Source organism: Sphingomonas colocasiae, assembly GCF_019880585.1.
Classification (GTDB): domain Bacteria; phylum Pseudomonadota; class Alphaproteobacteria; order Sphingomonadales; family Sphingomonadaceae; genus Sphingobium_A; species Sphingobium_A colocasiae.
The window spans coordinates 20,411-45,101 of sequence record NZ_JAINVV010000015.1 but is presented as its reverse complement, the minus strand read 5'-3'; the positions used below and the strand labels follow the sequence as shown (position 1 = coordinate 45,101).

General features: G+C 66.5%; 21 protein-coding genes. 3 read left to right on the top strand and 18 right to left on the bottom strand.

What is annotated here, in order from left to right; all coding sequences use genetic code 11:
• Positions 1-57: 57 nt before the first annotated feature.
• The 4 genes from K7G82_RS30115 to K7G82_RS28070 all read right to left on the bottom strand — a co-directional run bounded on the left by K7G82_RS30115 (position 58) and on the right by K7G82_RS28070 (position 3,042).
• Entirely contained in the window at positions 58-870 is an 813-nt protein-coding gene (locus tag K7G82_RS30115) for a response regulator transcription factor (protein ID WP_222993618.1), read from the bottom strand.
• A 323-nt stretch (positions 871-1,193) separates the two neighbouring features.
• A complete protein-coding gene (locus K7G82_RS28080) occupies positions 1,194-1,670 on the bottom strand; it encodes an MEKHLA domain-containing protein (RefSeq protein ID WP_222993616.1) in 477 nt (158 codons plus the stop codon).
• A gap of 44 nt (positions 1,671-1,714) precedes the next feature.
• Positions 1,715-2,584 (bottom strand): sigma-70 family RNA polymerase sigma factor, encoded by an 870-nt coding sequence (locus tag K7G82_RS28075; protein ID WP_246623945.1) that lies wholly within the window; start codon positions 2,582-2,584, stop codon positions 1,715-1,717.
• On the bottom strand, positions 2,584-3,042 hold the full coding sequence (locus K7G82_RS28070) for a carboxymuconolactone decarboxylase family protein (protein WP_222993614.1): 459 nt from the start codon (positions 3,040-3,042) through the stop codon (positions 2,584-2,586). The genes K7G82_RS28075 and K7G82_RS28070 overlap by 1 nt, the downstream gene beginning before the upstream one ends.
• A gap of 59 nt (positions 3,043-3,101) precedes the next feature.
• On the opposite strand from K7G82_RS28070, the gene K7G82_RS28065 reads away from it, so the two are divergent.
• A complete protein-coding gene (locus K7G82_RS28065) occupies positions 3,102-3,281 on the top strand; it encodes a hypothetical protein (protein WP_222993613.1) in 180 nt (59 codons plus the stop codon).
• Positions 3,282-3,430: 149 nt separating this feature from the next.
• Here K7G82_RS28065 and K7G82_RS28060 read toward each other — a convergent pair whose 3' ends face one another.
• Genes K7G82_RS28060 through K7G82_RS28050 form a run of 3 tightly spaced genes read right to left on the bottom strand, consistent with a single transcriptional unit; the run spans position 3,431 to position 6,586 of the window.
• On the bottom strand, positions 3,431-4,294 hold the full coding sequence (locus tag K7G82_RS28060) for a hypothetical protein (RefSeq protein ID WP_222993612.1): 864 nt from the start codon (positions 4,292-4,294) through the stop codon (positions 3,431-3,433).
• A gap of 1 nt (position 4,295) precedes the next feature.
• The gene (locus tag K7G82_RS28055; RefSeq protein WP_222993610.1) at positions 4,296-5,321 is read right to left on the bottom strand and encodes a 2-hydroxyacid dehydrogenase; all 1,026 of its coding nucleotides are present in this window, start codon (positions 5,319-5,321) and stop codon (positions 4,296-4,298) included.
• Positions 5,322-5,374: 53 nt separating this feature from the next.
• The gene (locus tag K7G82_RS28050) at positions 5,375-6,586 is read right to left on the bottom strand and encodes a GGDEF domain-containing protein (protein WP_246623944.1); all 1,212 of its coding nucleotides are present in this window, start codon (positions 6,584-6,586) and stop codon (positions 5,375-5,377) included.
• Positions 6,587-6,834: 248 nt separating this feature from the next.
• On the opposite strand from K7G82_RS28050, the gene K7G82_RS28045 reads away from it, so the two are divergent.
• Positions 6,835-7,449: a LysE family translocator gene (locus K7G82_RS28045; protein WP_222993608.1), complete on the top strand. Its 615-nt coding sequence runs from the start codon at positions 6,835-6,837 to the stop codon at positions 7,447-7,449.
• Between the two features lie 27 nt (positions 7,450-7,476).
• On the opposite strand, the gene K7G82_RS28040 is transcribed toward K7G82_RS28045, so the two are convergent.
• Positions 7,477-9,231, bottom strand: a complete 1,755-nt coding sequence (locus K7G82_RS28040; RefSeq protein WP_222993606.1) for a hypothetical protein — start codon at positions 9,229-9,231, stop codon at positions 7,477-7,479.
• Between the two features lie 2 nt (positions 9,232-9,233).
• Positions 9,234-11,798, bottom strand: a complete 2,565-nt coding sequence (locus K7G82_RS28035; protein ID WP_222993604.1) for a hypothetical protein — start codon at positions 11,796-11,798, stop codon at positions 9,234-9,236.
• Between the two features lie 190 nt (positions 11,799-11,988).
• Between K7G82_RS28035 and K7G82_RS30260 the strand changes: the two genes are divergently transcribed.
• Entirely contained in the window at positions 11,989-13,026 is a 1,038-nt protein-coding gene (locus tag K7G82_RS30260; protein ID WP_222993602.1) for a helix-turn-helix transcriptional regulator, read from the top strand.
• Between the two features lie 35 nt (positions 13,027-13,061).
• Here the strand turns inward: K7G82_RS30260 and K7G82_RS28025 are convergent, their stop codons facing one another.
• The 9 genes from K7G82_RS28025 to K7G82_RS27985 form a co-directional block, all read right to left on the bottom strand.
• Entirely contained in the window at positions 13,062-15,017 is a 1,956-nt protein-coding gene (locus K7G82_RS28025; protein WP_222993600.1) for a serine hydrolase domain-containing protein, read from the bottom strand.
• 139 nt (positions 15,018-15,156) lie between these two features.
• The gene (locus tag K7G82_RS28020; RefSeq protein ID WP_222993598.1) at positions 15,157-15,348 is read right to left on the bottom strand and encodes a hypothetical protein; all 192 of its coding nucleotides are present in this window, start codon (positions 15,346-15,348) and stop codon (positions 15,157-15,159) included.
• Positions 15,345-15,515: a hypothetical protein gene (locus K7G82_RS28015; protein ID WP_222993596.1), complete on the bottom strand. Its 171-nt coding sequence runs from the start codon at positions 15,513-15,515 to the stop codon at positions 15,345-15,347. Before K7G82_RS28015 ends, K7G82_RS28020 begins: the two co-directional genes overlap by 4 nt.
• 306 nt (positions 15,516-15,821) lie before the next feature.
• Entirely contained in the window at positions 15,822-17,228 is a 1,407-nt protein-coding gene (locus tag K7G82_RS28010) for an amidohydrolase family protein (RefSeq protein ID WP_222993594.1), read from the bottom strand.
• Positions 17,229-17,556: 328 nt separating this feature from the next.
• Entirely contained in the window at positions 17,557-18,741 is a 1,185-nt protein-coding gene (locus tag K7G82_RS28005; protein ID WP_222993593.1) for a serine hydrolase domain-containing protein, read from the bottom strand.
• Positions 18,742-18,892: 151 nt separating this feature from the next.
• Positions 18,893-20,572, bottom strand: coding sequence for a TonB-dependent receptor domain-containing protein (locus tag K7G82_RS28000; protein ID WP_222993591.1), 1,680 nt, complete (start codon positions 20,570-20,572; stop codon positions 18,893-18,895).
• Positions 20,573-20,678: 106 nt separating this feature from the next.
• Positions 20,679-22,076 carry a CapA family protein gene (locus K7G82_RS27995; protein ID WP_222993589.1) on the bottom strand — a complete coding sequence of 466 codons (1,398 nt, stop codon included), beginning with the start codon at positions 22,074-22,076 and terminating at the stop codon, positions 20,679-20,681.
• Positions 22,077-22,236: 160 nt separating this feature from the next.
• On the bottom strand, positions 22,237-23,544 hold the full coding sequence (locus K7G82_RS27990; RefSeq protein ID WP_222993587.1) for an NTP/NDP exchange transporter: 1,308 nt from the start codon (positions 23,542-23,544) through the stop codon (positions 22,237-22,239).
• A complete protein-coding gene (locus K7G82_RS27985; RefSeq protein WP_222993585.1) occupies positions 23,531-24,451 on the bottom strand; it encodes an aldo/keto reductase in 921 nt (306 codons plus the stop codon). The genes K7G82_RS27990 and K7G82_RS27985 overlap by 14 nt, the downstream gene beginning before the upstream one ends.
• Positions 24,452-24,691 lie beyond the last annotated feature (240 nt).

The window sequence follows — 24,691 nt, the reverse complement described above, 5'->3', positions numbered from 1 at the left end:
CAATCGCCGCGCGGGCTAGACCAGGATGCGATGAGGCACGCTCATCGTGTCTTGGCATCAGCCGGTCAGGCTCTCCAGGAACAGGTTGAAGAGCTGCGCCTGCGAATGGATGTCCAGCTTCTGGTAGATGTTGCGCTTGTGGTTCGAAACGGTGCCGTCGTCGATGTTGAGCAGCCGGGCGACCGACTTGGTCGAATGCCCCTTCAGCATCAGTTCGACCGTGTCGATCTCGCGCGCGGTCAGTTGGGCGCCGGGCAGGGCCGCGATCTTGTCGCGCAGGTCGAAACTGTCGGCGCCCTGGGGCGAGGCGCCATAGTGCCGGCCCGCTTGCGCCAGATGAAAGCGGCAATATTCCGAAACCAGCGGATGGAACGCGCGCAGCAGATCCAGCTCGATATCCTGGAACTTCACATCGTCGCCGGCGCGGGCGACAAGCACTTGCAGCGATCCCCCCTGATCGAGCGGCACGATGAAGCGCGTCTCCTCGACGATGTTGGTGTGCTGGTAGAAATGGTCGTGATATTCGGAGATGAAATAGTCTTCCGGGCTGATGTCGGTCAGCCGGTGGAAGCCGCTCTCCTCGGCGACCGCCTTCTGATAATAGGGATCGAGCAGGTACAGGCCGTCGATATAGTCCGACAGGCGATCGGCCAGCCACTCCATGCCGAGATTGGTCGTCAGGATCAGCGGGCGCGACTGTGGCCGGTACAGCAGGACGATGAAATCGTTGAACTGGCAGATTCTTCCGAGCGCCTCGCCAAGCCGGTCGAGCGCGTCATCGCCGGCGGCGTGGCGGAAGAGGTCGGCGGAAATCCCGACGATATCGGCGATGAACGCGGCGCCGCTGTCGGCCAGTCTTTTCGCAATCACCGTCGATCGTCCATCCATCCTTCTTGCCGGGGATTAGGGTCCGGCGCCATGACTGCTGAGGCCGTGACGAGGACGAATTGGGTTCATGGCGAGGCGCGAGTGCGCCGGATAGCATCGCTATCCGGCAATCGAGCAACGACGCCAGGGATCCAATTCCTCCTCGCCCGAAGGGTGGCATCATATCGGGCGATCCGCGGCGTCGGAACGCTTGCACGTGGCGATGCCACGTGCTGCGCGCCCCTCCTGGCGGCTCATCCCGATCTGATACCATCACGACCTCAGCAGTCATGGCGCCGGACCCTAGCGCGGCGCCTCGCGGCGGGTCAATCGGCGGGCAGATCGATCCAGCGATCGAAGGTCGCGGCCTGCCCATGGATCGCGCCTTGCGCATCGATCAGGTTCCACACCGTCGCTTGCTCGATGCGGAAGCGGCGTCCCCCGGCCGAGATGCGGATCCCCGAATAATCGTCGATGAAGCCGTTGCGGGTCACGCGGTCGAGCAGGGCCTGCCGCTCCTCGCGCAGCAGCGCTTCGGCCGAAAGGCGGGAGGGCATGGCGGTGAACGCGTCGATCGTCGTCTCGAACCGGTCCAGCGCGGCGCGATTGCCGAAGAAGAAGACCGGATCGGCCTGGACGCCATGCGCCACGATCACGCGCGGCGCGCTCCACAGCGTCTCCGCCGGATCGGCGTTCCCGGGCGCGAGCGGCCGGCCGGTCAGCCGTTCATGGCTTTCCGCGATCAGGCCCAGCCGGGATCGCATGTCCGGGGTGGTGAAGCGCTGGGGCAGGGGCATCGTCATCCGGTCGCTGATAGCGGGCCTTGCTCCGCTCACCAATGGCCACTTCAATGCAGATGCTTCAGCTTGTCCGGATTGCGCATGACGTAGATCGCGGTGATCTTGCCGTCCTCGATATCGAGCGCGGTGGTCTGGAGTTCGCCATCGGCCTCGCGCGTGACGAAGCCGGGCAGGCCGTTGATGAAGCCGGCATGGACGAGTTCCGATCCATATTTGCGGAACAGCACCGCCAGCGCCTTGTGCAGCGTCATCACCTGGCCATAGCCGATCGCCGGCCGCACCGCCGCCGGGCGCTTGCCGCCGCCATCCGAATGCACGCTGACGTCCGCCGCCAGCATCGCGCCCAGCGCGGTCATGTCGCCGCTGCGCGAGGCCGCGAAAAAGGCGTTGGCGATTTCCAGCCCATGCGCCTTTTCCAGCTTGAAGCGCGGGCGTGCCTCGCGGACATGCGCGCGCGCCCGGTTGGCGAGCTGACGGCAGGCGGCGGGATCGCGCTGGATCGTTACCGCGACTTCCTCGAACCCTAGGCCGAACACGTCGTGCAGCAGGAAGGCTGCGCGTTCGAGCGGGGAGAGCCGTTCGAGCGCGAGCATCAGCGGCAGGCTGACATCCTCCTCTTCTTCCTCCTCGACGATCGGATCGGGCAGCCAGGGGCCGATATAGGTTTCGCGCTGGCGCCGCGCCGATTTGAGCTGGTCCAGGCAAAGCCGCGTCACCGTGCGGCGCAGGAACGCCTCGGGCTCGCGCACCTCTGTCCGATCGGTGCCCATCCAGCGGATGAAGGCGTCCTGCACCGCATCCTCGGCATCGGCGACCGAGCCGAGCATGCGATAGGCGACGCGGACGAGACGGGGGCGCAGCGGATCGAAACTCTCCGCCGCGTCCTCCATCCCCCTATCCGTGTCCATATCGGTCATCAGGCGGCGGCCTTGGCGGGGGCCATGTCCAGCCACAGGCCGAAGCCCACGGCCAGGCGGTTCCAGCCGTTGATGACGTTGATCATCAGGGTCAGCTTCACCTGTTCCTCCTCGCTGAACTCTGCCTTGAGCGCGTCATAGGCGGTTTCATGGGTGTGCCCTTCGGAGAGCCGCGTCAATGCCTCCGTCCAGCCGAGCGCCGCGCGCTCGCGATCGGTGTAGCAGGGCGCCTCGCGCCAGGCGGAGAGCAGATAGATGCGCTGCTCGGTCTCACCCTTGGCGCGCGCCTCGACGGTGTGCATGTTGATGCAGTTGGCGCAGGCGTTGATCTGCGAGGCGCGGATCTTCACCAGTTCGACCAGGCTGGCTTCAAGGCTGCCGGCGACGGCGAGCGAGGTGCCCATCCAGGTCTTCATGAGCGAGGGGGCGGCGGCGAAGGGGTCGAGCTTGGTCGTCATGATCGGTGTTCCTTTCCTTGGTTCCGATTGCATGACGAGCGGGAACCGGCGCGTGTGACATGGCGCGAAAAAAAGTTCAGTATCGCGCCATGGACGGCCCGATCACCGGATTGCTGGAGGATGCCATCCGCCTGGTGGAGGATCGCTACGGGCGCGCCGCGGCATGGATCGTGGCGATCGTCGGGAGCGGTCTGGCCCTGACGATCCCGTTGGCGATCATGCTGTATCTGCTTCGCTGATTTCTCGCCCCGGATCAGGCCCGATCATGCGTCAGGGGCCGCGCGAAATCCGAATCGCGCAGCCCGCTTCCGGATATTGGTGATCGCATCGCTTGTTGCGGAAAACCGGTTCCCATCCTGGGCGGGGACATGCTTTTCCGCACGATGCCCTAAAAGGCGATGCCGGGCCTCAGCACGAGCTGGAAAAAGGCGAGGAGCAGCACAAGCGCCAGTGCCGGTATCGCCGGCCCGGCGGACGGCATGGCGGCCGGGGGCGCCGTCCGCCGCCTGAGTGCCGCGCCCAGCACCAGCCAGGCCGCGCCGGTGAGGTTGACGATCAGCGGGATCAGCGCGACCTCGATGGGGTGGCGCGGCAGGCGGAAGGGGATGATCGGCAGGATCGCCGCGACGACCACGATCAGCACCCAGGCAGCGAAGCGCCGGTCATGTCCGTCGCCGCCGCCCGGCGCCGGGGCGATCCGCGCCAGCGCGGCGCCCGCCGCCGCCATCGCGACAACGGCCGGCAGAAGCAGCGCCATCCGGGCCGCTTCGCCGAACTGGAGATAGGTGAGGGCGCGGCCGACATCGTTGCCCGGCAGGATCGTGCCGATCGCAAGCTGGGTCAGCGCCTGGAACAGCCCCTGAAACGCCATCCAGAAACAGAAGGGGCGCCATGCAGCCGGGGCCCGGCCGCCCGCGAGCACAAGGAAGATCAGGCCGCTCGCCAGCGTCGCGATCGCGCCGCTGCCTTGCAGCAGCTCGGCGATCGGGTTCGAGCCCGTCCAGCCATGATCATTGTGATAGAGGATCGGCTGCAGCCCAGGCGCCAGCGCCTTGGGAATGACAAGCCCGAGTTCCTGCCAGAAAAAACTGAGGTTGAAGGCGAGCGCGCAGAGCAGGATCGCAGGCAGGGCGCCGGACAGGGCGAGCCGGGCGGGCGCCTTCGCATCGCGCGCCGCCGGCAGCATGGCCGATCCGATGGCGATCGGCGCGATCGCGATGGCCGCCATCAGCAGGATCAGCGATTGCGGCATGTCAGCGCGCGGGCCCTGCGCGCACGATCCGGTCCGCGCCCAATGCATGGGCCAGTGGGCGCCCGGCCTCCGCATCGGCCAGGCTTTGCAGCGTCACGGTGGCGATCGCGGTCAGCGCTTCCTCGGTCAGGAAGGCCTGGTGGCCGGTGACGAGCACGTTGGGAAAGGTCAGCAGCCGCTGGAAGATATCGTCCTCGACGATCTGATCCGAAAGATCCTCGAAGAACAGATCGGCCTCCTGTTCGTAGACGTCGAGCGCCACGCCGCCCACGCGCCGCGCCTTCAGGCTCTGGATCAGCGCCGCCGTATCGATCAGCGCGCCGCGGCTGGTGTTGACGATCAGCGTATCGGGCCGCAGCGTCGCCAGGCTGGTCGCGTTGAGCAGATGGTGGGTGTCGGGCGTCAGCGGGCAGTGCAGCGTCACGATATCGCTCGATGCGATCAGCGCGTCGCGCGGCACATAGCGGATGCCGATCGCCGTCAGCGCCGGATCCTCGACGATGTCGCTGGCCAGCACTTCGCAGCCGAAGCCCAGCCGCAGCGTGCGCGCGACGAGCGCGCCGATCCGGCCGGTGCCGATCACGCCGGCGGTGCGGCCCGCCAAGTTGCGGCCGATCAGCCCGTCGAGCGCGAAATTATTCTCGCGCACCCGCGCCCAGGCGCGGTGGATCTTGCGATCGAGCGCCAGCAACAGCCCGATCGTGAATTCGGAAATCGCCTCGGGCGAATAGGCGGGCACATGCACCACCGCGATGCCCAGCCGCCCGGCCGCCGCGAGATCGACATTGTTGTAGCCCGCGCAGCGCAGCGCGACGTGGCGCACGCCGATCGCCGCGAGGCGTTCGAGCGTTCCGGCATCGAGCCGATCGTTGACGAAGACGCAGACGGCGTCGTGCCCGGCCGCCAGCCCCGCCGTTTCGCCGTCCAGGCGCGGTTCGAAATAGCGCAGCTCATGCCCGAACCCGGCATTGGCGAGATCGAGGAAGCGGCGATCATAGGCTTTGGTGGCGAAAACGGCGATGCGCATGGGTTCAGACGGATATCATCATGGGGTGCATGGCGCCATCGCGGCGGCGGCGGTCAGCCGCTGCGTATCGCCAGCGCCTCGTCCGGCGTGCAGAAATGGAGCTGCGCCTTGCCGCCGCGCTTGGCGCGATACAGCGCGGAATCGGCGCAGGAGGCGAGATGTTCCAGGTCCAGCCCCTGTTCGGGCGCCATCGCGATGCCGACGCTGACGGAGATATGCATCTCCTGCCCGTCGACGACATAGGGCGCGCTCAGCCGGCGGATGATCCGCCGTGCGAGCAGGTCCGCCTCGCTGCCGTCCTTGATATCGCCCTGCACGACGACGAACTCGTCGCCGCCCATGCGCGCCACCGTATCGCTTTCTCGCACCATCGCGGTCAGCCGGGCGGAGACCTGTTTCAGCACCGCGTCTCCGGCGGGGTGGCCATATATGTCGTTGATCGCCTTGAACCCGTCCAGATCCAGGAAATGCAGGGCGAGTTGGCCCGACGATCGCGAAACCGGCAGGATGCTTTCGTTGAAGCGTTCGCGCAGCATCAGCCGGTTAGGCAGGCCGGTCAGCGCATCCTGCGTCGCGAGCTGGGCCAGATCGTGCTTGATCGTCAGATGCTCGACGGTGGAGCGGTGGAGATGGCGGACGGTATCGAGGCTGAGCGCGGTGATCATCGCCACCAGCAGCGCCTCGATCGCGAACAGTTCGGCATGAAGCGGCGTATCGTGCTTGCTGGTCGCATGCGTCGCCAGCGCGATCACCGTCGGCACCGTGGCGATCAACAGGCTGATCACGCAGATCCTGGGCCGGATCGATATGCGCGAGACGATGCCGGCGCCGAAGCTGAAGATCAGGCTGACCGCGATCAGTTGCTGCAACGGCACATGCGCTGAAAGCACGCGCACGCTGAAAACCGCCAGCAGCAATGCGGACAGGTAATTGCCCAGCGCATAGCGGCGTTCCCAGGCGCGCAGTTCGTCGATCGTCCAGCGGGCGCCCGGCCGGTGATAGCGCGTGATGCTGGCAAAGCGGGCGACGACCACCAGTATCGCGCTCACCGCGATCGCGATCATCACCGGATCGCCGAACCGCAAGCCCAGCAGCGCCGCGACGCCCGCGAACACCGCGCCCATCGCGACGATGGGCAAGCGCATGCTGAACAGCATGTCGATCAGTTCGCGATAAACGGCATCCGGGATCGGAAGCTGCGGGCCTGGCCAGCGCCACCGGGATACGCGCGGCGGGGCGGAACGACGGTCATGGGGGCTCGTCATGCCCCGAATCCTACGCCCGCGGCGGTTAACGATGCGTATGCCGATCGCCGGAATGGCCGGATTCGATCCGGGCGGGGCCGATCGCCGGATCATCCGGGAGGCCGATTGTCGTGCGCCGAGGAGATACACCGGACCTTTCGCACAGCCACCACCATGCTTGCGCGCGCCGGCGGGGGGATGCAAAATCGCACGGATCGGGCTAAGGGCCTTGCCAAGCCGCATCCTGCCCGCCGTCATGGAGCATCGTCATGGATCTCGCCGGACTCGCCGTCTTCTCGATCGCCCTGCTTGTCGCCGCCGCCTCGCCGGGGCCGGGCATCGCCGCGATCATCGCGCGGGTGCTGGGGCGCGGCCCCAATGGCGCCGCGCCCTTCACCGCAGGCATGGCGGTGGGCGATGTCGTCTGGCTGTCTTTCGCGATCATCGGCCTGGCGGCGCTGGCGCAGAGCTTCTACGGCATCTTCGTCGCGATCAAATGGGCGGGCATCGCCTATCTCGTTTATCTCGCCTACAAGCTGTGGACCGCGCCGGTTTCGGCGGGCGAGGTCGAGCGCGACGAGCGGCGCGAGAATCCCGTGCGGCTGTTCTTCGCCGGGCTGGCGCTGACCCTGGGCAATCCCAAGACGATGGTCTTCTATATCGCGCTGTTGCCCACGCTGATGGATCTGACACGCGTCACATTGGTGGGCTATCTCGAACTGGTCGCCGCCACGCTCGCCATTCTGGGGCTGGTCTTTTCCATCTATATCTATCTGGCGGTCCGCGCGCGGCGGCTGTTCACCAGCCCGCGCGCGCTGAAAACGCTCAACCGCGCCAGCGGCACCGCGATCGCCGGGGCGGCGGTGGCGATCGCCACCCGCTGAGCCACCGGCGGCAGCTGGGCCCGGCCCTTATTGGGTCAGGCCGAAATGGAACATCTCGCCAAAGGGCAGGCGCATCTTGGGAAAGGCCGTCGTGACGACGGCGTGATAAAGCAGCGTCTTGTTGAAATGCGCCTCGTTCATGAACGAGGTGAAATCGAGCAGCACGCCCTGATGCCCGAAGGGATCGCGCACGAACAGGTCCAGTTTCAAACTGCCCAGCGGCGTGCGGCCATCGGCCGCCAGCACTTTGGCGAGGTTCCTGCCGTCGAAACCGATCATCTTCGCCAGATCCGGCCGGCTGCGGACGAAATCCTCCACCGTCATTTCCAGCAGCTTCGATCCCTCCGGCAGGAAATCGCGCAGGATCGTCTTCAGCGACTGGCCGCGATGGAACACCAGATGCGCATGCTGGATCGTCCATTTCTGGATGATGTGGCGCATGTCGATTTCCACCTGGGCGCCGAAGCTGGCGGCTGAAGGCTTGAAGCCGGGCATCGCCTTCACGCGCTTCGCGATCTCCTGCGCGCGCTTCGATGCGACCTGGGCGAGTTCCTCGGCCAGATGACGCAGGTTGAGGCGCGCGGCGCCCGCCGCGAAGTCGCTGCTCGTCCGCGCGGTCTCGCACAGCTTGCGCAGCGCCGCCATCGCATCGGGATCGGCCGGCAGCGCGGGCGCGCCGGGGCTTTTGAGAAGCGCGTCGAGCGCGGCGTCGAAATCGGCATCGCCCACAGTCTTCCAGGCGCGCGCCAGCGAATGCGGATCGAAGATGCGGCCGATCAGCTTGCCCTCGCGGCGGACGAGCACCACCGATGCGGGCACGAAATCCGAAGGCAGCACCCCCGAACGCACGACCACCATATGTTCGCTGGCCCGGGTGGATTCGACGAAGACCAGTTCGAACCCCGATCTGGTGAGCGTCCGTACGCCACCCGCCAGCAGCGCCCGCAATTCGCCCGGAGCGACAAGGGCGGGCAGCAGCGCCGAAAAGCGGAAATCGGGCACGACGAACAGCACGCCCCACACCGCCTTCACGAATATCGCCGCCTGTTCGGCGGTACGCACGGTGATGATTGCGGCGCGGTCGATCACCAGCGCCGCCTCGCGCGCCATCACCGGCACCATCTTCACGAATTTGGGAAGCGCGGCGGCAAGCCGCACCGCGCCTTCGCCCATCATCGCCAGCGTCGCCAGGCAATTGCCGAGCTTGGCGCCGGCCTCGAACCAGCGAAGCTGGAATATCAGTTCCTCGAATTCTGCCAGCCATTTCGCGCCGCTATCGCCCAGCAGCTTCACGAGATCGCTGTTCCACAGCGCATAGACCGCATCGAAGAACCTGCCCGCTTCCTCCGCCAGCCGGCCGTCGACGATGATGCGCGCCAGCTTGACGATCATCACCGGCAGATCGGCGATCGCGAAGCCCATGCCCGCCAGGAACCCCGCATAGAAATCCAGGCTGTCGCGCACATCATATTCATAGGCGTCGTGGATCGCCTGCCACGATACGCCCTGATCGATCAGCCAGCCGCGCACATAGGGCCCCCAGCGCGGATGCGCGGTCTGCACGAATTCCCGGTAGAGCCCGATCCTGCGCAGCGCGTCGAACAGCGCCGCCAGATCGGCCGGGCCGATCCGGTTGGTCTCCAGGATGTTCAGGATCACCCGGCCTTCGCCATGGGTGTTCGCGCGATAGAGCGGTTCGTTCAGGATCGCGGCGATGCCGCGCGCGGCGGTGACCACCGCCGGCGGCAGCGGCGCGGAGCGGATCGCGGCAGCCGTCCCCATGATCAGGGCAATGGCAGGTCGGGATTGAGCATCGGGAAATGGCCCGTCTCGTCGAGCGCGATCAGCGTCGTCGGCAACGTCACTGTCCAGCTCCGCACCAGGCGGCCGTCCTCGGCGCCGCGCTGCATGTCCTCGATCTCGGTGGCGATCGACAGATAATCGGGATCGTCCGGCCCCGGCGCCACGCCGCCGCCCCAGATCACGCCGTAGTCGACGAAAAGCTGCGCCTGATATTCATAGCCCGGCCGCGCGGGGATGACGATGCGCGCCGATCCCGCGCGCAGGAAGGCGGCGAATTCGGGATCGTCATTCTCCATGGGGATCAGCCGTTCCCAGCGCGTCTCATGCGTCCAGAAGCTGGGATAGAAGACGAAGCTCATGTTCGACCATTCAAAGGCCTGTTCGGTGAACTGGATCCGCGCGGCATTGTTGCGCGCGATCGTGCGATCCAGCACCGGCGCCTCGTTGGGGCCGGGATATTCCATGCCGCCCAGCCCGCGCACGCGATCGTCGGAGAGCATCTCGATCGACAGGCGCTTGAGCTCGGCGATCATCAGTTCGCGATTGCGCGCGGGCGGGCGCGGCGGCGCGGCGTTCCCGCCCGACGCCTCGGCCTGCGCCTTCGCATCCTCGTACAGCAATTGCCGGCGGTCGTGCGCGGCGCGCAGCGCGGCCATCACGTCCATCCGCCAATTGGCCATCGCCGTCGGGCCGGGTTCGCACTCGATCTCGAGGTTCACCGCATATTTCGCCGAATTGCGCTGGTTGAGCGCAACGGGGATCAACCCTTCGTTGATCGTGCCGACCTCTCCGGCGATCTGGTCGTGCATCCACAGATGGTCCGCCGCCACCAGCCGCTGCGCCGGTCCGGCGCCGACCGCGATGTGCATCACCTGCGCGGTGTTGAGCGACGGCGCGACACGCCCGTCATAGGGGATGCCCACCGCCGTCGCGCGCCAGCGCCGTGCGATATAGCCCTTGGGCACCGGGGTATCGTGTTTGGAGACATTGCCGACCGAGGCATCCTGCTGGCTTTCCGGCGGCCCCTTGATCTGGTCGGAGACGAACAGGGTTTCGGGCGGGGCGGGCAGCGCTTCCGCGCCCAGCATCTGCGCCAGCGAGAGATAATAGGTCGGCGCGCGGGGATCGGTGGAGATGTCGTCGATATGCACGGCGGGGAAGGGGCCGGGCGGTTGCGGCGCCGGGCTGCGCGCGGCCTCGCGATCGAGCAGCCAGCGCAGCCAGGCCGCCGGCTCCGGAATCTGCAGTTCGAACATATAGCGGTTGGGATAGGATATCAGGTCGACGCGGTTGATCTTGTCGACCCAGCGATAGACGCCGTTGACCGCGCCTTCGCCCTTGTTCTCCAGGGCATGGCGGACGCTGTCGACCACGCTTTGCAGGCGGCGCTGAGAGGTCTGGCGCACCGTCTGCTGCGTCACCTTCGAAACGGCGCGGTTGACGATCTCCTGCACCGATCGCGCATCGCTGGCGCGCTGGGTTTCGGAGGAAAAGGAATAATCGGCGCCGACATGCGCGCTCACCTTGGTCGTCGGCATCTCCGCATCGACGTTCAGCCACCCCTCGACGCCCACCGACTGGCTGACGCTGCTGGCGACATGCGTCGAGAGTTCGAACCGGTCGGTCGACTGGTTGTCTCGCTCGATGCTCGACGATGTCGATTCGCTGGAACTGAGGATATCCTCCACCTCGCTCTTGCGTTCGAACAGGCGGATCTTCGATTCTCCGCCCATCAGCGGTTCGACGCTGGAAATCTCGCCCAGCGCATATTTGGCCCAGCCCTGGCGCAGCACATGGAGATCGGCGACGGCGGGGCGGCGCGCGAGATTGTTCGCGCGCTTGAGCGGCCTGATAAACGCCTGGTGGATCAGGAGCGGGCGGTGATGGAGCAGGCGGTAGATCGCCGGGCCGTCGATCGTCGCGCGATCGAGCAGTGGGAGCGTCTCGATCGCGGATGCCACCATCAGCCGCCGCGCCAGCACGCCGCGCAGCGCGATCAGATCGGCGGTCTGTTCGCGATAGAAGCTGAAGACCAGCAGCAGCGCGCATTTCAGCCGGTCGATCAGCCATGCCGGCTGCGAGACGAGCGCGCGCGCCGTCTGGTCCAGGTGAAGCGGCTTGGGCGGCGTGACGTCGCGTTCGGCAAGCAGCGCGCCCATGCGTTCGGCCAGCGCCGCCGGATCGGGCGCGTCGCCCTGGGTCACCAGCCAGGCGTCGAGCCGGTCGAGACCGGAGGGCATGGCGGCCATGCCGAGTTCGGGCACCGCGAACATGCCGTCGGCGATGCCCTGCCAGCGCTCGCGCGGCAGATTGCCGATGCTGGTGAGCGCGATCATCGCCGATCCCAGCGCGCGCAGTTCGGCCGGGTACAGCGTGTTCGCGCGTTCGATCAACTGCTTCGCCTGTTCCTCGTCATACAGGTCATAGGGATCGAAGAGGCCGTCGATACTCGCGGTCTTGCCGCCGATGGCATAGGCATTGTCGATGGTCGCGCGCACCGATCGCGCGACGCCGCGCACCGATCGGAACAGGATGGTTTCGGTCATGGGCAGCTCCCGCCTCGGATGCGCTTGCATAGTCCGGCCGAAGCGCGCATTTCTTCCCCCGGTGGGGGGAACCAGCCGATGCGGTGCGGCCTTTCGGGGCCGGGGCGCAAAGGCGGCGTACAGGGTTTCGCATGGATGTTCGTCCTCTCCGCCATGTTCGGCGGGATGCGGTTCGCCGCCGGGAACTGCCGTGAAGACGGGCGCGGCGATCGCCCATATCGCGCAGCTGGCGCGGCTTGGCCTGCCCAGCCGGTCGGTCGTTCCCGAAATGCTCGGCGCGCTCGCCAATGTCGTGCCCAGCCATTTCTGCATGTTCATGTGGACCGATGCGCAGGGCCGGCCGGAGGATTTCCACCTGCCCTGGATCGTGCCCGAAGCGATCGAGGCGAACAGCCGGCTGCTTGCCGGAAATGACGGTTTCGGCAGCCTGATCCGGATGGGGCTGAGCGCCGCGGAGGCATGCAGGATGCCCGAATTCCAGCGATCGCCCTTCTATAACGAATGCTGCCTGCCCTATGGCATCGGCCATGGCTTCGACGTGCCGATCCGCGATGGCGGCGCGATGCGCGGCATGCTGGTGGCGACGCGGGAACCGAAGACGCCCTTATTCTCGCGGCGCGAGGGCGATCTGCTGCGATCGGTGGCGCCGGCCTTCACCCATGCGCTCGCTGCCGATCATGTCGTGCGCGCCGAACGCTTCGCGCCGCATGGCGAACGCGCGGTGCTGACCGTCGATGCCGAGGGCGATGTGGTGGAGGCGGGAGAGGGGCATGAGGCGTTGCTCAAGGCGGCACTGGATGCGCGCTTCGGCGCCGGCTTCAGCGCCTCCGCCTTCTACGCCGCCGCGCGCGATTTGTTCCGGCCGCTGGTCGCCGCGCGGCAGGCGGTGACGAGCTTCGATACCCGGCACGGGCGGATCACGATCCGCCTCTATCCCGCCGCCATGCCGGCCGCCGGGCGACGCGGGGGCGGTGCGGGCCATATGTTCGCGCTGATCGAGCGTCGCCATCCGCTGGCGTTGCAGGCCGCGATCGGCGTTGCCCGGCTGGAGCTTTCGACGCGCGAGCGCGAGGTCGCCCGCCATATCGTGCTCGGCCATCCGCCGCAGCAGGTGATGCGCGAAGTCGGCATCGGCGCGCATACGCTGCACGATTATCGGCGCCGCATATACCGAAGGCTGGCGATCTCCTCCCGCGAGGAACTGGCGGCGCGGGTGCTGGCTGGGTAACGGCGCGCGCGGCGGCCGCGCGCGCCGGTTCGTCCCTATTGCTCGATGCCGATATGGATCAGGTGGAAGGCAAGCGCGCCCCACAGCACGATCAGTGCGGCCAGCGCGACAAGCGCGCTCCAGCCGATCGACAGCTTCGATCCGCCCTTCCACGATTGCCACAGCCGCGCCAGCGCGAAGCCTGCCAGGCCGGGCAGCAGGATCACCGTCGCAGCCTGCAGCGCATAGACGCCGCCGCCCATGGGCTGGCCGCGCATCGTGGTCAGGAAGTTGAACCAGATGCCGATCGTCACCAGGCTCGCCGCCGACAGGCCGGCGACGGAGCGCTGGATGCCGAGCGTGCGGCCCGTCGCGGTCGCGCGCTGCGCCGCATAATAGCGCCGCTGCACCCATCCCAGTGGCCAGGCGAGCGCCGCGAGCAGCAGCACGACCAGGCTGGCGATGATCGCGGGGCGCAGCCAGCTCGTATTCTCATACCAGGGCACGCGCATCGCGACCGAGGCGGGGAAGCTCTGCGCGATTATCGTCACCCGGCCATTCTCGGCCTTGGCGCTCATCACCTCGCTGGTTTCGGCATTGCGCCAAAGGAACGGGCCGATATGCACCCATTGATCGGGGCCGCCGCCCACGTTCAGCCAGTTGGGCGCCTTCAGCGATCCGTCCTTGTCGGTGCTCACCACCTGTTGCGAGAAGAAGGTCAGCGCCTTGCGCAAACCGCTGTCGTAACGGCGGCTGGCGACATAGGTGCCCGCCATCGCCTGTCCGTCCGCGATCGCGCGCGCCTTGTCGAGCGGCGGATCCTTCGGCGCGGGCGCGGGAAAATAGCGGCGCATGAATTCGGCGAGCAGCGCTTCGCGGATCGCGCCCGTCGCGCCGTCGCGGCCGGCGCTGTTCATCGAGACGTACAGGCCCGACTTCGCCTCCGGGATCATCCACATGCCGGTGTGGAACCAGGCGGTGTCGCCGCCATGCGAGATGATCCGCCGGCCGTGATTGAGCACTTCGATGAAGCCCAGCGACATGGAAGGCACGCCGGGGAACACGTGCAGCGGCGAATTGTGCATCTGCCGCGCGGTTTCCGGGCGCATCAGGCCTTGGCCGTCATTCATGTGCGCGATCATGAATCTGGCGATGTCGGGCGCGCTGGCGCTGCCCGATCCGGCGGGCGGCAGCGTGACGATCTCGAACGGCTTGGCCGCGCCCGACGCCTTGTCGTAACCCGTCGCCATCAGCGGCTTCAGGTTCGCGGGCAGCGGCTGGCGCATCGTCGTATGCTGCATGCCGAGCGGGCCGAAGATATGGCTTTCCAGATACTCGTCGAAGGGCTGGCCGCTCACCCGCGCGACGACATAGCCGGCAAGGCCGGTCGCATAGTTGGAATAGGCGGGCGTCGTGCCCGGCGGGAAGATCCGCGCCGGGATCCATTCCTTCAGCTTGTCGCCCAGCGGCGGATAGGTGGCGGGAGAGGGGACGATCAGCCCGCCGCTCGCCTCCTCGAAGCCGGCGACATGGCTCATCATCATCCTGAGGGTGATCGGCTTGCCGTCATAGGGCGGGATCTTGAAATCGAGATAGGTGTTCACATCGGCGTCGAGATCGAGCTTGCCCTGTTCGACGAGCTGCATGATCGACGTCCAGGTGAACAGCTTGGACATGGATCCGGGCCGGAACAACGTGGTCTCCGGATCCACCTTCCGCTTCGATTTCAGATCGGCATAGCCATAGCCCTTCTGCGTCAGCACCTGCCCGTCCTTGACGACGAGCACCACCGCGCCGGCGATGTCGCCGCGCTGGAGCGCATAGGGCATGAACCCGTCGAGCCAGGCGTCGACATCGGTCTTGTTGAAGGCGCTCGTATCCGGCACCGCGGGCGTCGCGGCCGGTGGCGACTGGAGTTCGGCGGGTGTCCGCTGTTTGTTGTCGGGCACTTGCGCCACCAGTGTGCCGGCCGCCGCCGCGACGGCAAGCCCGCCGAGCCATTGCTTCAGCATATTCGCTCCCCCTATTTTCCGCTGTTCAGAAATTTTCTCTGAACGGGAGCGTCCTGTTCGAATCGGAGAATGTCAAGCGCCGTTCGACGGGCGTGATTTCAGCGCCGGCGCCCGCCGATGCGGGCGTGGCGACGGGGCATCATCCCACTGGATCCGGCGCGGCGGGATCCGATGCGGGTTTTCGGGCGGCCAAGCGCAGCCAGGTTTCCGCAGCGGCGATATGAATGCGTGCGCGGTGCGGCAATGTCTCGGCTTCGGCTTTGCGCATCGCTTCCTTCGCGCGCTGGAGCAGCACGGCGCGGGTCTCGCGGACGGGGGCGGCAGCACTCATCCCGCCACCGGGCGCGGCGCGGGCTCGGATGCGCGGCGGATGCGCCGCTCATATTCGGCGGCGATGCGTTCATGGGCGCGGCGTGCGCAGGAATCGGCGGCCGCATCGGCGCGTTCGCGCTCCTCGCGGGCGCGTCTTCGGAAATATTCGGTGCCATCTTCGGCCATCATCGTCTCCATCGCGGTTCCCCCCGCTCCAGAGCATCGTTCGAATCCGGGTGAGGACGGTGCGCGATCCGCAGAAAACGGCGATCCGTCGGGACTCGGTCTTGATCCGATGACCGTTTCTAGCTCGGAACGGAGCCGCCGTCATTGACCTCGATCAAGTGATGCGGCGGCCCGTGGAGCGCGGGCGATGGCTCGAGCCGGCTCATTACAAGGTGCAGGGATGCTGACGCATCCGCACCTTGGAACGCTCAAGCGCCGCGCGGGCTTCACCAGGATGCGATGAGGCACGCTCATCGCATCCTGGTATCAGCGCGCGGGTTGCGGAAGCGGAACCGGCATGTGCTGGGCCATGAAAAGGCGGCCGTCGCGCAGCATCAGCCGCCCGTTGACGAAGGCCGTGGTCACCCTGGCCAGCGCGTCCAGATCCTGATCGGGATTGCCGTCGATCACGATGATGTCGGCCAGCTTGCCCGGTTCGATCGTGCCCAGCCGGTCCGCCATGCGCAGGATCTCGGCGTTGGTCTTCGTCGCCGCCACCAGCGCCTCGCTGTTGGAATAGCCGACCTTCACGAAGCCCTTCAGCTCCTCGATATAGGCGTTCGGCATGTAATCGATCCAGTTGGTGATCAGATCGGTGCCGACACCCAGCTTGATGCCCGCTTTCCTCATCTTGCGCAGCATCTCCAGGATCGTCGTCTCGTTGAGCTCGAACCGGCGCGAGGTCGATCCGAAATAGCCGCCGCTGCTGCGCTGGATGATGCGATAGGGGATCAGCGTGGGCACCGATGCGATGCCGCGCTTCGCCATCAGCGCGATCGCCGCGTCCGAGCGGGGCAGGGGATGCTCGATCGAATCCACCCCGGCCTTTACCGCCATGTCGATATAGCGGGTCTCGGAATCGACGGTGACGGGCAGGCCCAGCGAATGCGCCTCGTCCACCGCCGCGTCGATCTCGGCCTGCGAATATTCACTCGCCAGCTTGATCAGGTCCGCGCCCTGCTTGAACTGGATGCGCACCGCTTCGCGCCAGCCGTCGGGTCCGGAGGCTTCGCGCACCGCATCCATCGGGCTGGGCGCCGTCTTGTTGAGCGCCGCGCCATGGCCGCCGGTGGCGGTGATGAGCTGGCCGGCCGCGAACACGCGGGGGCCGACGATCCGGCCATCGGCCTGCCAGCGCTTGAGCACGAAGGGCGTGTCGCCGTGCGAGGCGACGTCGCGCACGCTGGTGACGCCCGATTGCAGGAAGATGCCCATGCGGCGGATGCCGCGCAGCGCCGAATCCGCGCCGCTCGCCACCGCCTCGCCATAGCCGGCGTCGAACCTGTCGACATAGGTCAGGTGGGTATGGAGATCGATCAGCCCGGGCATCACCGTCTTGCCGGTGACGTCGTAGACCACGGCATCGGCGGGCCAGGCCTGTTCGCCCGGCTTCAGGATCGCGGTGATCCGCTTGCCCTGCACCACGATCGTCGCCGGCCGCGCGGCCGTGCCGGTGCCGTCGAACAGCCGCCCGCCGACCAGCACGAACGATCCCTTGGGCACGTTGTAATCGGCCGGAACGAGGATGCGCAGCACATCGTCCGATGTCGGCACCGAAGACGGCAGATACGCGCCGCGATCGTTGATCGGCGGCGCATCGGGCCCGCGATCCTGCGCGGCGACGGGCAGGGCCGACAGCGCCGCGGCGGCGAGCGGCGCGAGAAGGATGTGCATGACGAAGCCGGGCCGTGGCCGGCGGCGCCCGCGGAAACCCGCGTCCGGCCCCCCGCAATCTTCAGAGCGGGCTGCGCGAAACATGAATCGCGCAGCCCGCTCCGGATATTTGTGATCGCATCGTTCCTGCAGAAAACCGGTTCCCGCTTTTCCGCACGACGCTCCAGGCATCGCCGCACGCTCGCCGCCGGCGCCCGTTCCCATCATCGACATCGCGAATCCCCCGTTCAAGCGCGATTGCACCGCCAGGAAAGCTGCAGTCCCACCAGGAAAAATTCAAGCCGGACGGGCTTCGGCGACAATCGCGGACGAGGTTTCGCGCCGACGATCAGCGCGGCGCGGCGAACCACGCGTCGACGATATCCCAATAGCGCTCACTCGCGCCGCCACTGGTATTGGTCAGCATCACGATCGTCGTCTTCGTGTCGGGATAGCTATAGAGCATGGCGTTGAAGCCGTTGATCGCGCCGCCATGGCCGATCAGGCGGCGGCCGTCGCGGCTGCCGAACGCGATGCCCAGGCCATAGTCCATCGGCGGGTTGCCTTTTGCATCGGGCTTGCGCGTCTGGCTGGTCAACCGGCCGTCGTTCAGCTTCGTCGGTTCGATCATCATCGCCAGGCTTTCGGGTTTCAGCAGCTTGCCCTCGAGCAATGCCTGATTCCACCGGAGCATGTCGGCCGCGGACGAACGCATCGCGCCGCCGCCGCCGGCGACGCTGACCGACAGCGGCATCGGATAAGCCAGCTTGTCATCGCGCAGGACATAGCCTTTGGCGCGACGCGGCACGATCGCGCGCTCGTCGTCATAGGCGGTGTCCGTCAGCCCCAACGGCTTCGCGATCATCTCGTCCAGCGCGGCGGCATAGGGCTTGCCGGTCAATGTTTCGACCAGGGCGCCGGCCATCACATAGGCCGAGTTGTTGTAGCGAGAATCCGTGCCGACCGGAAAATCGGTGAGCACATCCTGCCTGGCGATGAAATCGACCATGTCGCGCGTGCTCTGTTCCCGCCACATGCGCAGGCCGAGCGGCGTGGCCGCGTCCCAGAATGCCTTGTCGGTATAGCTGTGGATGCCTGACGTATGGTTGAGCAGGTGGCGGACGGTAATACCTTCGGCCTTCGGGAAATCGGGGAAATATTTGCTGATCGGATCGCTCAGCGACAATCGTCCCCGCTCCACCAGCATCAGCAGCATCGCGGCGGTGAACTGCTTGGTGAGCGAACCGATGCGGAAAATGGTGTCGGGCTTCACCGCCTGGCCGTCTTCCAGATCGGCCATGCCATAGCCCTTCACCATGACGATCCGGCCGCCCTGCATCACGCCGACCACGGCGCCGGCAAGCTTCTGCGAGCCGATAGGTTCCGCCATCACCCTGTCGATCGCGGCGCCGCCGGCCGGGGCTGGCGCGGCGCGCGGCGCTCCGCCCGGCGCGGGCGTTGCGGGCGCCACCTGTGTGAACAGCAGAGCCGCCGGCGCGATCGCCAGCCAGCGCACCATCGTGCCAGTCTTCATGTCCTCACCTCCCCAAAAAATGCATGCGGCCGTTCCCGTTGGGGGCATGCCGCCGGTTCCGGGGCGGGCTGCGCGAAATCCGTATCGCACAGTCCGCTCCAGTCATTTGTCGTCGCATCGTTTTCCGTGGAAAACCGGTTCCCGCACGATGCTAGAAGTTCAGCCGGACGCCGCCCGAGAAATATCGACCGATCGAGTCATGGAAGATCGGCGAGACGGAGCTGAGCGGCGGATCGCGATCGAACACATTGTTGATGTTGGCGTAGATCGAGAAGGCGTCGCCGATCCGGTATTGCGCGCTGAGGTCGAGATAGGCGCGCGGCGCGATCCGGTTGTTGATGATCGGAAGGGTCCGATCCTGATATCCGCGGCCGACATAACGGACGCGGGCATCCGCGGAAAAGTCGCCTCCTTCCCAGCCGACGGTCGCCGTGAAGCGCCACGGCACCGCGAATGCCGCGTTGCCGATATCTCCGACCCGGTCGAGCGTGGTGACGCCGTTGTTGACGATGAACTTGTCGACATAGGTGCCGAGCAGGCGGAACCGGATGGCGCCGTCCAGATCGGCGGTGGTGACCGGCAAACGATAGCCGATCTCGAAATCGACGCCGCGCGTCTTGTAGAAGGCGAGGTTCTGGAAGTTGCCGAAAGCCAGGATAGTGCCGTCGGGCTGACGCTGGATCGTCGAACAGGCCACCGCGGATCCCGCGAAGCATTGCGCGAGCGCGTCGGCCAGCGTGATCGTGCCGATCACGCCGTCGATATCGATCCGATAGGCATCGACCGACAGGCTGAGCCCGGGGACGGCGGCCGGCGTCCATGAACCGCCCAAGGTCAGCGTATGGCCGATTTCGGGCTGCAGGTCCGGATTGCCGCCCGTATAGCGTCGATAGGTGACGGCGTTGTTGCCGTTGAACGGATCCGCGACGGAGCCCACGCCCAGCACCATGTCCGAATAGAGTTCGGAGATGTTCGGCGAGCGGATATCGCGCGAATAGACGGCGCGAAGCCGGATATCGTCGAACAGCCGGACGGTTCCTCCGACCTTCCAGGACCAGATGCCGCCGCTGTTGCTGTAGTCGCTGTAGCGCGCCGCGCCATTCACATCGATGGTGGCGACGCCCTCTGCATTCAGAAGCGGGACGGCCAGTTCCACGAACCCTTCCTTCACGTTGAAGCCGCCGTTCAGCCTGGTCCGGTTGTCGAAGCCGAAGGCCCGTGCCTGCGACAGCGGATCGATATAATCGGTCACGATGCTTTCCCACCGCGCCTCCACGCCCGTCGCCAGCGAAACCGGCCCGGCCCATGTCGAGAACAGGTCTCCGCGCAAGCTGGCGCCCGCCGAATCGAGCAGGATCCGGTTGATCGAAAGCGCGGCGCCGAACGCATAGGCGATGGCATCGTCGGAGGCGTTGTTCTGGCCCAGCAGGTTGAGGGGGCGGCAGGCGGTGTTGGGATCGGTCAGCGCGACGCGGCAGATCGGCAGCCCGGTCGTCGGGCTGGTGATCGCATCGACGGCGTTGTTGAAATTGGCCGTGATCGTCTGGTTGAACGTCTTCGATCGGGTCCGGTATTCGCCATGGTTGTAATAGGCGGAATATCGCCAGCTGGCGCCGATCCTGCCGTCTATTCCGATGGCGCCGTCGACCTGGTCGCGCTGATAGTCGAGCGCGAAGGTCTTGAAGGGGCCGATATCATCCAGAAAGCGCCCGAGGCGGAAGCTGGTGGTCGCCCCCATCGCGGCCCGGATCGCGGGTGAGAGAAAGGCATTGTCGCGCTGGATGACGATCCCGCCTCCGGTGGCTGTCGCGCGGAAAGCCTGGTGGCTCAATCGGGATAAGACGCGCCACATCCCGCAACCCACACCGGATGATGCCGAATTTTTGCGCCGTGCCCGTGACGGAGCATCCCGGCCGGTTCCGTGCCGCGATTGCGGATCAGCTTGCCGGCAGCCGGATGATGCCCACGCCGTTCTCGATCGCCATCTTCGTGCCATAGACGGCGGACAGCCGCTGCAGCCGTTCCAGGATGCGCTGTCCGATCTTCCTGCTGGCGGTTCTGGGCACGCCGCGCGCGGCGCCGGTCAGTTCGACGCCCAGCTCGATCGGATGGAGCCGGACTTCGCTGGCCTTGCCGCCGGCATAGGTGATCTTCGCCACCACCGCCTCGTAGAAGCGCGGATCGGAAAAGCTGCGCGTGTTGCGCGACTGGAGCAGTTCGGGAACCGTGGTGCTGCCGGGATCCACGCTGAACTGGTCGAACACGTCGGCGGGCAACTGGTCGAGCGAATTGTTCATCATCGCGAAGTTGCCCAGCGAATAGAAGATCACCTTGCCCTTGTAGATCTCGATCCCGCGCAGCTGGTGCGGGCCGTGGCCGACGACGACGTCCGCGCCGCTGTCGACCATCTTGTGCGCCATGGGCTGCGCGAAATCGGCGGGCTCCTCGCTGTCGTTGCCGGGTTCGTGATGATGGAGCGAGAAGATGGCGAGATTGCCGTTCTGATGCGCCTGGCGCACCGACGTCATGTTGGCCTGCTGGTCCTTCTCGTTGATCTCGTAGCTGTAGCTGAGCTTCGCGGGCGCACCCTCGCGCCCGATATAGCGATTGCCCATCAGCGTCACCGGCTTGGCGGGATCGCTGCCCGCGATGCCCGCGAGCATGCGCAGATTTTCCGGGGAGACCACGCCGGCGCGGATCGAGCGGATGGCGTTGACGCCCGGCCGCCCCGGCACCTCACCCTGCGGATCGGCGGCGCGCGACATCGGCGTGAAGCTGGTGGCGGCGGCGACCAGCCCGATCCGGCCATGCGCGGTATCCAGATAGCGCGGCGCGCGCGCGGCGGTCATCGTCGCGCCGGTGCCGGCATGAACCAGCTTGTTGGCGTCGAGATGGTCGAGCGTTTCCGCCAGCCCTTCCGCGCCCCAATCGGTGGCGTGGTTGTTGGCGTGGCTCAATATGTCGAAGCCCATCGCGGCGATATCGTTGACCGTCGATGGCGCGGCGAACAGCCAGGTGCCGCCGGATTCGGCCTGGGGGCTGCCCTTGAAACGGGCCAGGTCGATCGCGGTGGTCTCGAAATTGCCGAAGGTGGCGTCCGCGCCGCGCAGCACCTGCAGGATGTCCGGCGCCTGGCGTTCCAGCGTCGCCAGCATCGGCCGCAGATAGATGATGTCCCCGGCCAGCGCGAGCGTGAAGCCGTCGGCGATCGGGGCGGAGGGGACGGCGGTGGTGGTGAGCGGGGCCGGCGGCACCTGGGCGATGGCAGGCGTCGAAACGCCCATGGCCAGCAGGATCGTAGCGCCGAACGCCCCCGTCAGCGCGCGCGTCGTCATTCGATCAGATCCTGCCATTGTCCGCCCCATTCCTTGATGTTGCCGGGGCGGCGCATGACGCGCGCCCCGGGCGGCCGATTCAGCCGATCCGGAAAGTGCAGGTCCGATCGGAGAATATCAACTCGAATGAATGCGATGGCGTCGTTGGACGATCCCGCATTCAGCCGTCGGCGCCGGCGGCCTTCCCGCGCGTCGCCCCGTCATGGCGCCGGCCGATATAAAGGCCGAGCCATGCCCAGAGCGCCGCAATGAGCGCACCGGCGACCGCCGCCGCGCCCGTCGATCCGATCGCGACGATCGCGGTGTTGGCCCAGGCCGAGATCGCGTCGCCGCCGCGATAGACGAAGGTATCGATGACGTTCTTCGCCTTGTATTTCGTCTCGGTATCGACGGCGGTGAACAGCATCTCGCGGCCCGGCTTGACCAGCGCATATTCGCCGACGCGGCGCACGATCATCACCGCGGCCAGCACCGGGAAGGTCGCGACCAGCGCGAGCAGGCCGAAACCGAACATCATCGTCACCGGCACCGCGGTCAGCAGCACCGTCACGCCCAGCCGGCGCGCGAGCCGCCCGGTGAAGAAGATCTGGATAAGCACGGTGAGCGACTGGACGGCGACGTCGATCGCGCCGAACACTTGGGTCTGCTGCACCTTGTCGGTGAAGGTCGCCTCCACCACGCGCGCCTGCTCGAAATAGAGGAAGGTCGAGACAGAGGTGAACAGGATGACGAAGATCGAGATCGCGATCAGATAGGGCGAACGCAGGATCAGCGTGATGCCCGCCCAGATGCTGCCGCCCATGCTGGTGCCGGTGGAGGTGCGCGCCGGGTCATGCTCACCGTGACGTTCCTGCCATTTCATCAGGTAGCGCGCGCAGGCGAGCGTTGCGAGCAGCAGGACGGTGGAGAGCATCAGCAGCCCGGCATGGCCGAGCGGTGCCACCAGGAAGGTGCTGAGCAGCGGCCCGGTCAGGCCGCCGACGCTGGCGCCCGCTGCGATCTGGCCGAACAGCCGGCGGCCCTGATCCACGCTGAAGATGTCGGCCATCAGGCTCCAGGCCAATGAGATGACGAACAGGTTGAACACCGACAGCCAGATATAGAAGGCACGCGCGACCCAGACATTCTCGGGGTCTGTCAGCAGGCCGATCGCAAAGCCGAACATCACCAGGGCAGAGACGATATAGGTCACCGGCAGCAGCGAGCGGCGCGGCAACCGGGCGGCGAGCGCGCCGTAGAGCGGCACCACCACCAGGGTGGCGAGGAAGGTGCCGAGGAACAGCCATTGCAGATTGTCGACGCCGCCGGCGATGCCGAAGGTCTCGCGCACCGGGCGCAGCATGAAATAGCTGGCGAAGAGCAGGAAGAAGAGGAGGAAGCCGCCGATCACGGCGGGCACTTCCTCACGGCGCGCGACGATCAGCCGCGCGAGCAGACCCGGCTGGGCCTGGGCATCAGAGTGTTCCAATATAATGCTCCATCCGGCGGCGCATGGCTTCATCGGGCAGCGGTCCGCGCGCGGCGCCCAGATTGTCGTCGACATAGCGCGCCTGCGCCATGCCGGGGATCGCGATCGGCCGCGAAGGGTGCGACACGATATATTTGAGGAAGACCTGCGCCCAGGTGGCGGCGCCGATCTCCTTCGCCCAGTCGGGCAGGGGGCGGCCCTCGGTCGCCTGGAAAAGACGGCCGCGTCCGAACGGCAGGTTGATCATCACCGCCATGCCCTTTTCCTGTGCCAGCGGCAGGATGCGATCGGCGGCACCGCGATTGTCGAGCGCATAGTCGATCTGGATCACATCCATGGGCTCGCGCCGCATGGCCGCTTCGAGATCGGCATATTGCGTGTCGGACGATGTCGTCACGCCGAGCGCGCCGATCCGTTTCGCGGCCTTCAGGTCGCGCAGGATGGCGAGCTGATCGGTCAGGTTGCGCAGATTATGGACGGCGATCAGGTCGATATGGCGGGTGCGCAGGTTCTTGAACGATTGTTCGATCTGCGCGACGCCGTCGGCGCGCGCATCGACGCCCACCTTGGTCGCCAGGAACAGCTTGTCGCGCACGCCCAGTTGCTCGACGAGCCGGCCGACGACATCCTCGGCCCGGCCATAGGCGGGGGCGGTATCGATCATCTGTCCGCCCAGTTCGACGAAGCGCGCGATGGAGGCGCTCAGCGCCGCCATCTGCTCGTCGGTCTGCGGATCATTGTACCGGCGCGAGGTGCCGATGCCGATCAACGGCACGGGGCGGCGGGCCCCGGCGATCGGGCGGCTGTGCAGGGCGCTGCCGGCAGGTGCCTTGGCCAGCCATGCATGGGCGGCCGAAGGCAGGAACGGGATCGACGCAAGCGATCCCAGAAAGACACGACGGTCCATCCTTCCTCTCCCCAATTTTATCCCAGACGGAAAACATGACGCCTGAAACGGCTCGCGTCAAACAATTGCTGTTGGGGCCATTCGGCCTGTGGGGGCGTGCCGGATCGCCCGGTTTACTGGCCGGGCAAACTCCATTACGCCTGGAAAATCACGCGGCCGCCTGGATCGTTCATGTCCTGATTGGAGATATGATGCCGGTCGAGGCGCCTTGCCGACGTGGCGACCATGGAAAAAAGGGGA